This window comes from Corallococcus terminator (genome assembly GCF_003611635.1).
GTDB classification, from domain to species: domain Bacteria; phylum Myxococcota; class Myxococcia; order Myxococcales; family Myxococcaceae; genus Corallococcus; species Corallococcus terminator.
Map to the genome: position 1 here is coordinate 1 of NZ_RAVZ01000260.1, position 14,404 is coordinate 14,404.

11 protein-coding genes are annotated in these 14,404 nt (G+C 69.5%); 4 read left to right on the forward strand and 7 right to left on the reverse strand.

The window, feature by feature from the left end; all coding sequences use genetic code 11:
* Positions 1–199 precede the first annotated feature (199 nt).
* Entirely contained in the window at positions 200–2,548 is a 2,349-nt protein-coding gene (locus tag D7V88_RS29630; protein WP_120543979.1) for an immune inhibitor A domain-containing protein, read from the reverse strand.
* A 191-nt stretch (positions 2,549–2,739) separates the two neighbouring features.
* On the opposite strand from D7V88_RS29630, the gene D7V88_RS29635 reads away from it, so the two are divergent.
* The 3 genes from D7V88_RS29635 to D7V88_RS29645 all read left to right on the forward strand — a co-directional run bounded on the left by D7V88_RS29635 (position 2,740) and on the right by D7V88_RS29645 (position 8,154).
* Positions 2,740–5,409, forward strand: coding sequence for a phosphoenolpyruvate carboxylase (locus tag D7V88_RS29635; RefSeq protein WP_120543980.1), 2,670 nt, complete (start codon positions 2,740–2,742; stop codon positions 5,407–5,409).
* Positions 5,410–5,447: 38 nt separating this feature from the next.
* Positions 5,448–6,170, forward strand: coding sequence for a hypothetical protein (locus tag D7V88_RS29640; RefSeq protein WP_120543981.1), 723 nt, complete (start codon positions 5,448–5,450; stop codon positions 6,168–6,170).
* 82 nt (positions 6,171–6,252) lie between these two features.
* On the forward strand, positions 6,253–8,154 hold the full coding sequence (locus D7V88_RS29645; RefSeq protein ID WP_120543982.1) for a CotH kinase family protein: 1,902 nt from the start codon (positions 6,253–6,255) through the stop codon (positions 8,152–8,154).
* Here the strand turns inward: D7V88_RS29645 and D7V88_RS29650 are convergent.
* The 3 genes from D7V88_RS29650 to D7V88_RS29660 form a co-directional block, all read right to left on the reverse strand.
* Positions 8,151–8,516: a DUF2845 domain-containing protein gene (locus D7V88_RS29650; protein WP_120543983.1), complete on the reverse strand. Its 366-nt coding sequence runs from the start codon at positions 8,514–8,516 to the stop codon at positions 8,151–8,153. The genes D7V88_RS29645 and D7V88_RS29650 overlap by 4 nt on opposite strands.
* A 105-nt stretch (positions 8,517–8,621) precedes the next feature.
* Positions 8,622–9,884, reverse strand: coding sequence for an SGNH/GDSL hydrolase family protein (locus D7V88_RS29655; RefSeq protein WP_120543988.1), 1,263 nt, complete (start codon positions 9,882–9,884; stop codon positions 8,622–8,624).
* A gap of 239 nt (positions 9,885–10,123) precedes the next feature.
* Entirely contained in the window at positions 10,124–11,011 is an 888-nt protein-coding gene (locus D7V88_RS29660) for a hypothetical protein (RefSeq protein WP_120543984.1), read from the reverse strand.
* Positions 11,012–11,139: 128 nt separating this feature from the next.
* Between D7V88_RS29660 and D7V88_RS29665 the strand changes: the two genes are divergently transcribed.
* Entirely contained in the window at positions 11,140–11,496 is a 357-nt protein-coding gene (locus D7V88_RS29665; RefSeq protein WP_120543985.1) for a TIGR02266 family protein, read from the forward strand.
* 81 nt (positions 11,497–11,577) lie between these two features.
* Here the strand turns inward: D7V88_RS29665 and D7V88_RS29670 are convergent, their stop codons facing one another.
* The 3 genes from D7V88_RS29670 to D7V88_RS29680 form a co-directional block, all read right to left on the reverse strand.
* On the reverse strand, positions 11,578–11,979 hold the full coding sequence (locus D7V88_RS29670) for a GNAT family N-acetyltransferase (RefSeq protein ID WP_233595233.1): 402 nt from the start codon (positions 11,977–11,979) through the stop codon (positions 11,578–11,580).
* A gap of 196 nt (positions 11,980–12,175) precedes the next feature.
* Complete coding sequence (locus D7V88_RS29675; RefSeq protein WP_120543986.1) at positions 12,176–13,231, reverse strand: alpha-ketoacid dehydrogenase subunit beta; 1,056 nt, start codon at positions 13,229–13,231, stop codon at positions 12,176–12,178.
* Between the two features lie 2 nt (positions 13,232–13,233).
* Positions 13,234–14,241, reverse strand: coding sequence for a thiamine pyrophosphate-dependent dehydrogenase E1 component subunit alpha (locus tag D7V88_RS29680; protein ID WP_120543987.1), 1,008 nt, complete (start codon positions 14,239–14,241; stop codon positions 13,234–13,236).
* Positions 14,242–14,404 lie beyond the last annotated feature (163 nt).

Here is a 14,404-nt window from a genome sequence, read left to right on the forward strand (position 1 = left end):
GTGGTGAGGGGGAGGAAGGGCCTGCGGGGCACTCGGCCATGGCGCGCACGCTAGCGCTCCCGGAACGCCCTTCGCGCGGGGCCCTTCGGCGGGTGTCGGGATTCCCTCAACCGCGCATCCGCCATGCGACGAAGGCCGGCCCCGTGTGGATGCGGGACCGGCCTCCAGGTTCATGCGTTCAACGGTTCAGCGGGAGGCTTCAGTCGACCGGGCGGACCTGCACCTGCATCACGGTCCCGGCCTTGTTCTCGCTCAGGACCTCGATGATGGTGCCCGTCTTGGGGACCTTCACGCCGGCGTACGGCTGCGTGTCGTACCAGAAGGTGTTCAGGTCGTTGAACACCGCCACGGCGGGCTGCGAGGCGTACTCGGTGCGCGGGAAGCCATTGGGCTTGAGCGACAGCGGGAAGCTGGGCTGCAGGCCGAAGGTGGCGTCGTGCGTCTGCACGCGGCCGGACCAGTAGCGGCCGTCGCTGCGCTGCAGGGGCTGCGGGCGCGAGTCGATGGGCAGGATGCGGCCCTCACCCGGGTGCACGGACACGCGGTTGTCCGGCACGGACGTGTCCCAGTAGGTGATCAGCAGACCGGGGTTGTAGGCGTAGCGCTCGGCGTAGTCGATGAGGCCGTCGGCGCTGAAGCCGTAGTTGTACGGACCCGTCTCCAGGCCGGCGTCGTAGCCGCGGAACTGCCGCCACTCGGCCAGGTAGTAGTTGTCGTAGTAGGTCTGGGCGCCGTCGTTCAGGAAGAACGTGGCCTGATCCCAGTACTTGCTACCGTTCTCAGCGTCGTCGCCGAAGACGTACTTGTTCTTCGCCCAGAGCTGGAAGCCGTCCACCAGGAAGCCCCGGCCGAACTCCGCGCCGTCCGTCTTGTAGCGGATCTTCAGCGTGACCTTCTTGCCCGCGTGGGCGGACAGGTCGAACGACAGCGGCACCCAGCCGTCGGACAGGCCGGTGATGCCGTTGCCCAGGTTGTTGCCCCACGGGTTCGTGCTGCGGCTCACCGGGCTGGGCAGGTTGACGAACGGGCCGTCCTCCACCGCGAGCGAGACGTAGGCGTAGTCCCAGTCCTCCTCGATGTCGAACCACGTGGAGAACGTGAACGTGATGGGCGTCTTGTTCGGCAGCTTCACCGTCTTGACGAGCACGCGGTCCAGGTTGTTGCCCGCGCCGCCCTGCCACGAGAACTGCCCTTCGATGGGCGCCACCGTGACCTGCGGACGGGGCTTCGCGGGCAGGTTCACCACCAGCGCCTGCTTCGCGTTCTGGCTCGTCACGCCCGACGGTCCCAGCTTGTGGTACGAGTACAGGCCGTGCGTCGTGGTGGCGTGGTCCAGCCAGCCCAACTGCAGCTTGTCCCAGGCGAAGAAGTCACCCGGCCGGCTGCCGATGTCCGTGGTGCCGTCGTTCAGGTACGAGCCCGAGGACATGATGGTCCAGAAGCCCGTCCCGTTGTCCGCCGCGTTCGTCGTGTCGTAGTGGTCCGGCAGGCCCAGGTCGTGGCCGTACTCGTGCGCGAACACGCCCAGTCCGCCGTTCTCCGGCTGGATGGTGTAGTCGCCCACCCACTTGTCCACGTTCGTGCCGAAGCGCGTGCCGCCGTTCGGGTTGTACGCGGGGCCCGTGCCGTCCGCGCTCAGGCCCGTGCTGTAGGCGAACCAGCGGTGGCTCCACACCGCGTTGGGGCCCTGCGCGCCGCCGCCCGTCTCCTCGCCCACGCCCGCGTGGACGATCTGGAAGTGGTCGATGTAGCCGTCCGGCTCGTCGAAGTTGCCGTCGCCGTCATGGTCATACCGGTCCCACGTGTCGAACGTGTCCAGGTACGCCTTGATCTCCGCGGGCGTCTTGCCAGCGGCCACCTGGCCCTGCGTCCACGCCTTGATGGCGTCGCTGATGAGCGGCCACACGGAGTTGGAGCAACTGGAGGAGCCGCACAGGTTGTTGCCGTAACGCGCGGCGTTGTACGGCACGCGCACCCATTCGGACACGGCGCCGTTGACGGTGTAGCGGCCCGACGAAGCGGCCTTGTAGAAGTTCGCCACGGAGTCCGCGCCGGGCGTGGTGTCGAAGTAGAGCTTCTCGTAGTGCGCGCGGTCGTAGTTCGGCTGCCAGATGGTGGTGTTGTCCACCGTCCGGTCCGGCTCTTCAATCAGGTTGTGCAGCGGCCCGGGCACGTTGCCGCCGGGGTTCGTGGTGGGGTTGCCGAACACCGGGTGGATCTGCGTTCCGTACTCCACCAGGATGACGAAGATGCGGTCCGTGCGCTCCAGCTCCAGCTCCACGAACTTGCCGTTGCCCAGCTTGTGCACCTTGCCCGACTGAGCGCTGCCCTCGATGCGCTCCTTGAGCGCCTGGGCCTTCAGCTCCTTCTGCTGCTCGCCCAACCGGTGGGGCAGATCGTCCGAGATGTCCTCGGTGGCCACCTTGCGCAGGCCCGCGGACGGCGGCGCGATGTCGGGTTGCGGCTTCTCGTACCAGGCGCGCTCCGCGTACGCCGACGGGGCGATCGCGAGCAGGCTCCAGGCAAGCCATGACGGGGGTTTCCGCATTGCCACTCCTTGGAAGGGATCCCGGTGGGGTCCGGGATGACCGAGGTTTTAGTGGAAGCGCCGGGAGCATGGGAAGACCGGGAGGTTAAAAAATTCCCACAAGGACGGAGCGGGTTTCCGTCCTCCGGTGGGCGAAAAGCGAAGAATGGGTAGGTGGCGCTCCGCGTCGAGGGACTACGTTTCCGGTTGCTATGGCGCGTATTCGTCCCGTGGATCCCCCGCTCCGGCGGGATGTCCGGCTCTTGGGCCGGCTTTTGGGAGAAGTCCTCGTTGAACAGGAGGGGCAGGCCCTGTTCGACAAGGAGGAAGAGGTGCGCCACCTGGCCATCCAGCGCCGGCGCGGGCCGGTGGCGGTGCGGCGGGCGGCGGCGGCGGAGCTGGCGGCGGTGCTGCGGCGGTTGCCGTCGGAGCAGGTGGAGCCGGTGCTGCGCGCCTTCTCCGTCTACTTCCAGTTGGTGAACCTGGCGGAGCAGCACCACCGCCTGCGCCGCGCGAGGGCCCACGCGAGCCCCACCTCCACCCGGCCGCAGAAGGGGTCGCTGGAGGCGTCGTTGCTCGCGCTGAAGGCCGCGGGCGTGAGCGCGGACAAGGTGCGGGAGACGCTGGGGACGCTGAAGGTGACGCTGACGTTCACCGCGCACCCGACGCAGGCGGTGCGCCGCACGTTGCTGGAGAAGCTCTACCGGCTGGCGCAGTTGTTGGAGGAGCGCGACCGGGTGGCGCTCACCCCGCGCGAGTCCGCCGCCAACCTCGCGTCCATGCGCGAGGAGATCACCGCGCTCTGGCAGACGGACGAATTGCGCCGCGAGCGCCCCACGGTGGGTGACGAGGTGAAGAACGTCCACTGGTACGTGGAGGAGATGCTGTCGGAGCCGGTGGCCCGGCTGCCGGAGGCGCTGGACTGGGCCTTCGAGCGCGCCTACGGCGAACCGCTGGGAGTCCTGGACACGCCCGTGCGCATCCATTCGTGGGTGGGCGGCGACATGGACGGCAACCCGCTGGTGACGCCGGAGGTGTTCGAGGACACGCTGCGCGCGCACCGCGCCCGGGGCCTGCGCCTGTTCCTGCGCGACGTGGAGCTGCTCGGCGGCATGCTGTCGCAGTCGGAGCGGCACGCGCGGCCCACGCAGGAACTGGAGCGCTCGCTGGAGGAGGACGCGAAGGCGCTGCCGGACGTGGCGAAGGCGCAGGGCCCGCGAACCTCCGGTGAGCCGTGGCGCCGCAAGCTGCGCTTCATGGAGGAGCGCCTGTCGCTGGCGCTCCAGCACGTGCTGGCCCGGCGCGAAGGCCAGCCGTCGAAGCTCGCGCCGGAGGCATACCGCTCTCCGGAGGCGCTGGGCGACGACCTGGCGGTACTGGAGCGGTCGCTCTTCGCGGCCCGCGCCGAACACGCGGGCCTGCGCGAGGTGCGCCGCATGTCCGAGCGTGTGCGCGCGCTGGGCCTGGGGCTGGGCGAACTGGAGGTGCGCGCGCCCGCGGAGGACGCGGTGAGCGCGGCGGCCTCCTTCAACGGCGGACCTGCTCCCACCGAAGGGGGCACGCGGCTGATGGCGGTGCTGGCGAAGCTGCGCGAGGGCCAGGATGAAGGCGGCGAATCCGTGTGCCGCACGCTCATCCTCTCCATGGCCTCCACCGCGGACGACGTGCTGGCGGCGTTCCAGTGCCTGAAGCACGCGGGCCTCTGGGACAAGGAGCGCCAGTGCGCCACCGTGGACGTGGCGCCGCTGTTCGAACAACTGGGCGCGCTGGACTCCGGGCCGGAGGTGCTGCGCACGCTGTTCGCGCATGCGGAGTACCGCCAGCACCTGAAGGGCCGGGGCGTGCAGGAGGTGATGGTCGGCTACAGCGACTCCGGCAAGGAGGTGGGCCTGCTGGCCGCGAGCGCCGCGCTGTACCGCGCGCAGGTGGCGCTCACCCACGTGGCGGACGAGCACGACGTGCCCCTGCGCCTGTTCCACGGACGCGGTGAGACGGTGGCGCGCGGTGGCGGTCCCGCCCAGACGGCCATCCTCGCGCTGCCGCCGGGCACGGTGGCCGGGGCCTACAAGGCCACCGAACAGGGCGAGGCGATGGACCACAAGTACGCCCGTCCGGAGCTTGCGCAGCGCACGCTGGAACTGGTGGTGGGCGGGGTGCTGCTGCACACGTTGGACGCGCAGCCGCGCCCGTCCCCCGAGGACGAGACGGCCTTCCGTGCCGCGTTCGACCTCCTGGCGGAAGAGGGACGCAAGGCATACCGGGCGCTGGTGTGGGACGACCCGCGCTTCGTGGAGTTCTTCATGACGGGCACGCCCGTGGAGGAGATCTCCGCGCTGCCCATCGGCTCGCGCCCCAGCAAGCGCAAGGCGGGCGGACTGGACACGCTGCGCGCCATCCCCTGGAGCTTCGCCTGGACGCAGACGCGCGCCATCGTCCCGGCCTGGTACGGCGTGGGCACCGCGCTGGAGTCGTACGCATCCACCCCCGAGGGCGCTGGGCTGCTCCAGCGGATGTACAAGGAGTGGCCCTTCTTCCACACGGTCATCGACAACGTGACCATGGTGCTGGCGAAGACGGACATGGCCATCGCGGCGCGCTACGCGAAGCTGGCCCCCGCCTCCACGCGGCCCCTGTGGCTGCGCATCCAGCAGGAGCACACGCGCACGCGCCGCGCGGTGAAGACGCTCACGGGGGAGGGGAAGCTCTTGGACAACAACCCGCAGCTCCAACGCAGCATCGCGCTGAGAAACCCCTACGTGGACCCCATGTCCTTCCTCCAGGTGGAGCTGCTCAAGCGCAAGCGCGAAGGGGACGCGGCCTGCGACCGGCCGCTGCTGCTGGCCCTCAACGGCATCGCTGCGGGCATGCGGAACACCGGTTAGAGAAGGACCTCGACTCAAGACAGTCAGGAGCGCGCGGGATGGCCCAGGAGACGTTCACCGTGGAGGAGATCAACCCGAAGCACGGCTTCGCACGCCTGCGCCCGGACGCGGGGGAGGGGATGCTCCACACCGCCCTCTATCCGGATCCGGAGTTCACCCACGCTCCGCCCTTCCAACTGCGCCAGGGCGACAGGGTATCGGGCGTGCGCCGGGGACAGACGGTGTCGGAGGTCTCCTGGGTGACGCGCGTGGAGCCGCCCTGGGAAGAGGTGGAGCGCGTGGCGGAGCTGCTCGCGCTCCTGGAGCGCTGGGAGATCCGCATCCCCTTCGAGGCCCGCGTCCTCGCTGAACACTCGTGGCGTGAGAGCAGGGAGGACCCGCTGCGCGACGAGCTCCAGGCGCAACTGCCCACCTTCTTCGACTTCGACGGCGCCCATCCCTTCGAGGACCCGTCCCTGCTGGAGCGCCTGTCCGCCGCCATGCAGCCGTACCTGCCGGGCTTCTCCGTGCAGCCGGTGCAGGGCCAGCCCGCGGTGCGCGTGGAGCCCGGCTCCGTGGAAATCGTCGCCGGCGTGGGAAGTTGGGACATCCCCCAGCCCACCTTCGCTCCGATGATCGCGGAGGTGAACGCCCGGCTCGCCGCCGTCCAGGCTCCGGTGCGCTGGGTGCCCACCCGCGAGGACTGGATGCTCGCGCCCCCCGCGCTGGCCGCGCTCCTCCAGAAGCACGGCCTGCTCGAAGGCACCTCCATCCCCGCCTAGGGCTGGCAAGCGACGTCTCCACCGCGCCGTGTCATTGGACGGTGGGAGGTCAAACGATTGTCTGATAGAGGACGGGGACACCATGGGTCCCCGTCACCTCGTCACCGTCTTCGTGGGTTTCCTCGTCCTTCTTGGGTCCGCCTGTGGGCCCGAGCCGGAGCGCCGGCTGGAGGAGGCGGAGCTCCCCGCGCCCGCGCGGCCCTTCGTCACCCTCGACGGCCAGGAGACCGGCCAGCAGCGCCTGTTCGGCAGGGTGTCGAGCGACGCGGGCGTGCCCCGGGTGGAGGTCTACGAGGACGGGCGGTTCCTGGGCTTCGCCGACGTGGAGGCCGGCCGCTGGAGCCTGCCGTGGTGGCCGGGCCGGCGCGCGTTGACGTTGGAGGTCGTGGCGAGAACTCCGCTGGGCGACACGGCCCAGGCGCGCGTGGACTTCCAGCACCTGGCGTTCGACGCGAGGCCCGGGCTCTACCAACCGGAGACGCTGCTGGCGCTGCCCACGCAGAAGGGCGTGCGGACGTACTTCACGCGGGACGGCTCCACGCCCACGCCTGCGTCCGCGCTGTACAGCGGGCCCATCGCGCTCTTCGCCCGCGCCAGTCCGCCCGTGACGTGGGCCTTCGTTCCCACGACGCCCCCTTCCGCGCTGGAGAGCTTGCGGTGGGTCGCGCCCCTGGAGGAGGTCCCCCAGGCCTCGGTGGTGCGCTTCCGGCAGTACGTGGGCGCGGAGCCGGTGGGCCCGGTGCGCACGCGCACGTTCGTCATCGGGCGGGCGCCGTACACGCTGCCGGTGCTGTCGCTCGTCACCGACGCGGCGAACTTCTTCGCTCGGGACCTGGGCATCTACGTGCCTGGCCTCGTGTGGGAAGCGACCCCGGAGGATCCATGGGTGGGCAACTACACGCGGGACGGCAAGGAGTGGGAGCGCCCCGTCCACGTGGAGTGGTTCGAAACCGCCGGCGCGCGCGTGCTCGCGCAGGACGCGGGCGTGCGCATCCACGGCTCCGGAAGCGCGGTGCTGCCACAGAAGAGCCTGCGGCTGTACGCCAAGGAGGACTACGGCCCGAAGACGTTCGCGGGCCCGGTGTTCCTCGGCTCGCCGGTGACGGACTTCACGCGGCTGCTGGTGCGTGCGTCCGGGCAGGACCAGGGACAGACGCGGCTGCGCGACTGCGCCCTGCAGGGGCTGCTCGCCGAGACGCGGCTGGCGCTCCAGGCCTGCCGCCCCACGCTCGTGTTCCTCGATGGCGAGTACTGGGGCCTGCACGAGCTGCGCGAGCGCTACGACGAGTACTACCTCGCCTCCCACTACGGCGTGGACCGCAAGAAGGTCGTCATCCTGGAGCGCGACGGAGAGCTGGACGTGGGGGAGGACGGGGATGCCCGGCCCTACGAGGAGCTCATCGACTACGTGCGCACGCACGACCTGGCGGTGCCGGAGCACTACGCCTACGTGAAGGCGCGGATCGACGTGGAGGACTTCATCGACTACCAGGTGGCGCAGCTCTACCTGGGCAACCAGGACTGGCCCCAGAACAACGTGAAGTTCTGGAGGCTGCGCACGGGCGTGCCGGGCGCGCCCCCCGGACAGGACGGTCGCTGGCGCTGGCTCGTGTATGACCTGGATTTCGCCCTCCGCCCGGAGCCCGCCTTCGACAGCCTGGGGCGGGTGTTGGAGGATCCAACGCTGGAGGCTTCCACCGTCCTCTTGCGGCGGCTGCTCCAGGCTCCGGAGTTCAAGGCCCGGTTCGTCGAGCGCTTCCTCTGGCACCTGGAGCACACCTTCGCCCCGGAGCGGGTGGTGGCGCACCTGGACGCGGTGGCGGAGCAACTGGCGCCGGAGATGCCCGGGCACGTGGCGCGCTGGCTCCAGCCGGCCTCCGTGGAGCTGTGGAGCGTGACCGTCGAGGAGCTGCGCGAAACGGCGCGTCAGCGGCCGGCGTTCATGCGCCAGTTCCTGGCCCGGTACCTGGGGCCGCTCTACTAGGGGTTCTTCTTCTCCGGGACTTCGCTGCCGTAGTTGCCGCTGCGCACGTCCACCAGCCGGCCGTCGCGGAAGATGGCGACCTGCATGAGCCTGTGGGGGCCGAAGTTGTAGGTCCACTCCTCGACGGTGGACGACGAGCCCACCTCCGTGGAGACCTCCTCGTGGGGCGACTTCTGCTTGTACCGGGTGCTGGCGTACTCGGTGCGCGTGCGCCGGGACATGGGCTCGCCGCACTTGATCAGCGCGTCGTCCGTGGTCGAGCCCTCGGACACGAGCTTGTTGTCGCAGCGCAGCGACGAGGCGTGGACGAGCGAGGGCAGGGCGAGGCAGGCGACGACGAGGCAGGCGGACAGGGCACGCATGAAAGGCTCCGGGAGAGAAGCGCAACGGGGGTAATGCTCGGACGCTGGGACCCCGAACCTATTCAAACCCGTCCTGTCGATTCCAGCCCAAGCACCCGCCTGTGACTAGAGGCCGCCCTTCGCCTTGAGCACGCGCACCACCTCGGCCGCCATCACCCGGTGGCCCTCCATGGACGGGTGGATCTGGTCCACCTCCAGGCCGTCCAGGAACAGGTGCACGTTGCCCGGCTGACGCATCACGGCCTCCAGGTCGATGACCTCCGCGCGCGTCTGGGTGCGAAGCCACGCGTTGAATTCCACGCGCTGCGACTTCACCACTTCGTAGTCGCCGTAGTTCGTCTTCTCCTTGGGCAGCAGCGTGCTCACCCACAGCCGGCACCGGGGCTGGAGCTGATCGAACAACTGGGTCATCCGCTGCTCCAGCTTCTCCACCGTGATGCCTTCGGAGGCCAGGTCGTTGGTGCCCAGCAGCACGATGCAGTCGGTGAAGCCCTGCATCGCGAGCACCTCCTGCGGCAGTTGGAGGTTCGCGTCCCAGAACCCCTGACCGGACACGCCCGAGTTCGCCACCGGCAACCCGAGCGACTTCTGCACCAGGAACGGCCACGCGTTGCGAGTGTCATTGCGCGTGTCGATGTAGCCCTCGGTGATGCTGTCCCCGATGGTCACGAACGCCCGGCCCGGAGTTCCCTCCACGTCCACCGTCGCCACGCCCAGCGCGTACTCCCAGGTCTGTCCACCCAGCGCGCCCTGCGTCGTCGCGTACGAACCCGAGCGCGAGTAGCTGCCGGGGAAGGCCTGGATGAGGCTCGCGGCGATGTCGCCTTTGGCCTCGAAGGAGATCGCCACCTCGTCCTGGAACCCCACCGGGAAGTCCACCGGATCCGACGTCACCAGCGCGCGCGCGTTCGCGGTGAAGCCCGCGTGACCATTGAAGGTGAGGGCCACCGGCGCGGAGGCAAGCGCTCCGTTGGCGCCCGCCTTCGCCACGGTGGCGCGCTGCAACGTCATGGCGCCATCGCCCGAACGGAAGGTGACGCGCACCCGGCTGCCCGCGCGCCCCATGGGAATGCGCATGCGGTAGGTGGTGAGGCTTCCCGCGTAGGTGTTCTCACGCAGCGCCTGGTGGAAGCCCGGCTGGAACATGATGGGCGGAGGGGCTGGGGGAGGCGTGGCCTGCACCGTGCGGCCATCGTGCAGCGTCAGCGTGGGCGCCGCCTCCAGGGAGGGTGCTGGCGCGGTGACCTTCGAGTCCGTGCTGCCTTCACCCAGGGAGGCCTCCGCGCCGGGTTCCTCCACGCCGCCACAGCCCAGCATCAGGCCCAGGGCACCCACCCAGCCAAAGCGCAGCGCCTTCGTCAGACCCATGCCATCACCCTCCCGGCGCAAGACAATGTGCACGACTCCCGTTCCTGGCGACCTCGTGATTCAAGGGGTGGGCCAATCGCCCGGGAGTCCCGAGTGCCGCGCGCTGGGAAACGGAGCCGGACGACTTCCGCCGCAAGGGTGGGAGGCCAGGGCACCCTGGCCCGTGGCCCTCCCCAGCCGGGGCGGGAACCTGCCGCCCCTGGGAAAACCAACGCCTTCCCCACGGACCCGCGCCCGCTTCAGGGGACGCAGGCTCCGACGTCGCCGTTGTTGGTGAGCGCCCGGCAGGTGCCGCTGGAGCAGGCAGGCGAGCCCGACGGAACGCGGCACAGCGTCCGACACGTGCCGACGCCGTCGGACACCGCGCAAGTGCTTCCCGGTGAACACTGGTTGCTGAACTCGCACGCGGCGCCCGGAGCCAGCGTGCCGCTGCCCGCGCACACCGGACCGTTGGTGGCCGGGTAGCAGCCCAGCGGACCCGCGCAGTCCTGGGCGAACGCGTCACACGCCGCGGACGGCGGGCCGCACACCAGCGGCAGTTCGTCCGTGCCGGCCAGGCGCAGCACCGTGTTGCAGTCGCCGGACGCGCAGTCGGACGTCGCGTGGCACAGCTTGCGGCAGAAGAAGCCGGTGCCGCCGTCGTTCAGCGCGTCGTCCTTGCAGTACAGGCCCGCGGCGCACGTGTCGTAGCGCTGCCCCACGGGCGCGCTCGCCGCCAGGGTGCATGGCGCGCCTTCGGTGGCGGTGCCCGCGGCCACGCACTGGCGTTGCGCATCCCCGCCATCCAACGTCACGTAGGTACAGCGCTGCCCCGCCGCGCAGTCCTGCCGCACCGGATCACACGTGCCCGGAAAGCACCGGCTGCCCGTGCCGCCATCCGTCAGGTCCGTGTAGTGACAGCCCTGTCCCGCAGCGCAGCCTTCCTGCTTCACCACGTTGCAGGTGAAGTCCGAGCGGCCACCCCCGCCACCGTCTCCGGCATCGACAGTCCCGGAATCACCGGTGCTCGTCCCGGAATCCAAGGCTGTCCCCGCATCGGGAGGAAGCACCGTCTCTCCATCGTCGCAGCCCGCCACCCAGAGCCCCATCAACAGGGCACCACCCAACAACACGAGACGTGAAGACATCCGGAAACTCCTGGTGTGGAAGTAGTCTGGGACTTACACGAGCCGTTCCACGTCACGGGGCCCCTTGAACCGGGCCTGGAAACCAGCCGACACTTCCAGGTTCAGAACCGAGGGGGGTCAAGGTGCGCATGAACACGAAGTTGGATGGGCCATTGGAGCCAGACCCGTATTTGAACCGTCGCGCCGAGGAGCGCGTGGCGGCGCGGTTCGAGGTGCGCTTCGAGCAGGCGGAGGACGCGGCGCGCGCGCTGCGGGCGTACTCGCTCAACCTGTCGGCGGGCGGACTGTGCCTGCGCACGCGCAAGTCCTACGACGTGGGTTCGCAGGTGCGGCTGGCCATGGTGGTGGACGGCGAGGAGTTCCACCTCACCGGCGTCATCGCCTGGGTGCGCGACGAGGCGGAGGCCATCGGCGTGCGCTTCATCGACGTGAGTGAAGAGGACCACGAGCGCCTGCGCCGCGTCATCGCGAGCTTCAAGCGCTAGCCGTGCCGTGCTGTTCGAACCCGCTCCCGCGGTGAGGGGCGCCCGCGAATCGGGTGCCCATCCCGCGAGCGGGGAGTCGCGCTAGCGCTGCGTCTCGCTCTCGGCGTGACGGAACACGCCGGAGTCGCCTTCGACGTACCCGCACGCCTTGTAGAACGCGCGCGTCTCGTCGGTGACGTTGAGCGGGGCGATGAGCTGGAGTTGCTTGACGCTCAGCACCTTGCCCCGCTGCGCCACCTGCGCGAGCAGCGCGCGGCCCACGCCCCGGCGACGCCAGCCCTCGGACACGACGAGCTCGTCCACGGTGGCCACGCGGCCGCGCAGCCGCAACTGCGGACGGTGGGAGAAGGACACCATGCCCACCGCGCGGTCCTGCGGGTCGCCGGCCACGAAGATTTCAATCTCCGGATGGCTGATGACCCAGTGCACGGTCTGCTGGTCGGTGCCCTGGGGGTAGCCCAGCTCGCGAAGGAGCAGTGCCATGACCTCGGCATCACCTCGACGCGCGCGGCGGATACGGAAGGCGTTGGCGTCGGGAGCGGGGGTCATGGTGCGGACGATGGGCTGGGACAAGGCATCCGCGATACTAACGACAGGGCCGTCGGACCTCCAAAGAGGAACGACGGCCCTGGAAGACTTCACGTACGAATGCGCTGGCGCCCGGTGTGGGCAAGCGCCGTCAGGGCTGTTCGCCGGCCAGTGAGCGGATGGCGGAGGTGATGTCCGCCTGCTGGGGCACCGACGCCATCTCCAGCGCGTCCGCCAGGCCGATGCCCGGCACGAACTTGCCGGCCACCAGCCGGGGCGGCGCGAGCAGCGAGTAGAACAGCTCCTCCACCGTGCGCCGGACCAGGTGCTCGCCGAAGTTCGTCACCTCGGTGTCCTCGTTCACGTACAGGACGCGGCCCGTCTTCTGGATGGACGCCTTGATGAGCTCCCAGTCGTAGGGCCACAGCGAGCGCAGGTCGATGACCTCCACGCTGATGCCGTCCTCCTTGAGCTGATCGGCGGCCTTCGCGCACAGCGGCAGGGTGCGGCCGTAGCTGACGACGGTGAGCTGCGTGCCCTCGCGCACCACCTTGCCCTTGCCAATGGGCACCGAGAACGCCTCCAGCGTCGGCCACTGGGGCTTCCACTGCGAGCGGTCGCCCAGCGGCGCGTCGATGAGCTTCGACAGTGCGCGGTCGTCGTCGGGCTCTCCAGGGATGCGCTCGTCGCCCTTCACGCGCAAGAGCGCCTTGGGCTCCAGGAACATGACGGGGTTCGGGTCCTGGCAGGCGGAGATGAGCAGGCCGTACGCGTCCAGCGGGGTGGAGGGCATCACCACCTTCCAGCCGGGGATGTGGGTCATCGTCGCGTCGAAGGAATGCGAGTGGTACATCGACCCGCGGATGCCGCTGCCCACCGGCGTGCGCACCACCATGGGCAGGTTCCAATCACCGTTGGTCGCCCAGTGCGTGTTGCCCGCGATCTTCAGCAGATCGATGGTGTTGTAGATGTAGTCGCAGAACTGGATCTCCGCGACCGGGCGGTTGCCCGCCATCGCGAGGCCCATGGCCGCGCCGATGATGCCGCGCTCGTCCAGGGGGCTGTTCCACGCCGTCTTCAGGCCCTGGGTGCAGGTGAAGACGCCGCCCAGCGGGGCGCCCACGTCCTCGCCGAAGATGTCGGTGACGCCCAGGTTCTCCTCGGCGTAGTGAAGGGCCATGCGGATGGCCTGTGCCATGTTCGCCATGGTTATTTCTTCTCCGCGTAGATGTGGTCCCAGATGCTGTCGCCGGAAGGTTGCGGTTCGTCCCGCACGGTGCGCGCCGCCGCGGCCAGCTCCTCGCTGTAGCGGTTGCGCACCTCCTCCATCTGCTCCCGGCTGAGGACGCCTTCCTGCTCCAGGCGCGTTTCGAACAGGCGCAGGCAGTCCTGCTCCTCGTTCACGAAGTTGGCGCCGGACGCGGACGAGTGTCCGTAGAGGCGGGAGACGCGCGCTTCGATGAAGTACGGCTTGCGCTCCTTGCGCACGTACTCCATCGCCGCCTGGAGCTCCTGGTAGGACTCCAGCGGATCATTGCCGTTGATGGTCTTCGCCGGGATGTTGAAGGCGCGCGCGCGGTCGCTGATGTTCGTCTCGCCGTGCTGGCCGTCCGAAGTGGTGGAGATGCCCCACTTGTTGTTGGTGACGATGATCAGGATGGGCAGGGGGTTGGCCGGACGGCTGCTCCACACGAGGCAGGTGGGGAAGTCGCCCTCGGCCGTGCCCGCGTCGCCGCCGGTGACGATGGTGATGCCCTCGCCGCCGTGGCGCTTCTGGGCCATCGCCGTGCCCGGCGCGATGGAGTACTGCACCTCGATGGGCGAGGTGATGGGCGCGATGTTCTTCGAGCGCCGGGTGAAGTGGCCCGCGAAGTTGCGGCCACCGGAGTAGGGGTCCGTCGCGGTGTTCTTCATCTGCCGCAGCGCCCCGATGGGCTCCTCGCCCATGGCCAGCAGCGTCGCGGACTGGCGGTAGTGCGCGTGCAGGTAGTCGTAGTCCAGGCCCTCGCCCACCTTCATGAGCAGGCCCAGGGGCACGTTGAAGGCCTCCTCACCGGGGCCGCCAATCCAGAAGTAGCCGTGGCCCTGCTTGTACATCTGGATGAGGCGCTCCTCGAGGACGCGCGCCTTCACCATCAGGTCGTGGATGCGGATGAGCTGCTCTCGGGCGAGCGAAAGCGGCGCGGAGTTGTCTTTGATCAGCCGGGGCCGTGACACGCGCGGAGGACCTCGAAAAAGGGAAAGGGGACGCCCCTATACTCCGAACGACCGCCCCCGACTCAAGGACCCTGTGGGGGGCGGTGTTGTCCGTCCTCCGTTCCAGGCCCGGGTGGCGCGGCGCGGCAATGAGCACAACTCATCCAGGGCCCTCCCATCCCCC

What these genes read in the sequence shown, in the direction of transcription:
- D7V88_RS29630 (WP_120543979.1), bottom strand. Translation starts at nt 2,548, where the DNA reads ATGCGGAAACCCCCGTCATGGCTTGCCTGGAGCCTGCTCGCGATCGCC.
- D7V88_RS29635 (WP_120543980.1), top strand. Translation starts at nt 2,740, where the DNA reads ATGGCGCGTATTCGTCCCGTGGATCCCCCGCTCCGGCGGGATGTCCGG.
- D7V88_RS29640 (WP_120543981.1), top strand. Translation starts at nt 5,448, where the DNA reads ATGGCCCAGGAGACGTTCACCGTGGAGGAGATCAACCCGAAGCACGGC.
- D7V88_RS29645 (WP_120543982.1), top strand. Translation starts at nt 6,253, where the DNA reads ATGGGTCCCCGTCACCTCGTCACCGTCTTCGTGGGTTTCCTCGTCCTT.
- D7V88_RS29650 (WP_120543983.1), bottom strand. Translation starts at nt 8,516, where the DNA reads ATGCGTGCCCTGTCCGCCTGCCTCGTCGTCGCCTGCCTCGCCCTGCCC.
- D7V88_RS29655 (WP_120543988.1), bottom strand. Translation starts at nt 9,884, where the DNA reads ATGGGTCTGACGAAGGCGCTGCGCTTTGGCTGGGTGGGTGCCCTGGGC.
- D7V88_RS29660 (WP_120543984.1), bottom strand. Translation starts at nt 11,011, where the DNA reads ATGTCTTCACGTCTCGTGTTGTTGGGTGGTGCCCTGTTGATGGGGCTC.
- D7V88_RS29665 (WP_120543985.1), top strand. Translation starts at nt 11,140, where the DNA reads ATGAACACGAAGTTGGATGGGCCATTGGAGCCAGACCCGTATTTGAAC.
- D7V88_RS29670 (WP_233595233.1), bottom strand. Translation starts at nt 11,979, where the DNA reads ATGGCACTGCTCCTTCGCGAGCTGGGCTACCCCCAGGGCACCGACCAG.
- D7V88_RS29675 (WP_120543986.1), bottom strand. Translation starts at nt 13,231, where the DNA reads ATGGCGAACATGGCACAGGCCATCCGCATGGCCCTTCACTACGCCGAG.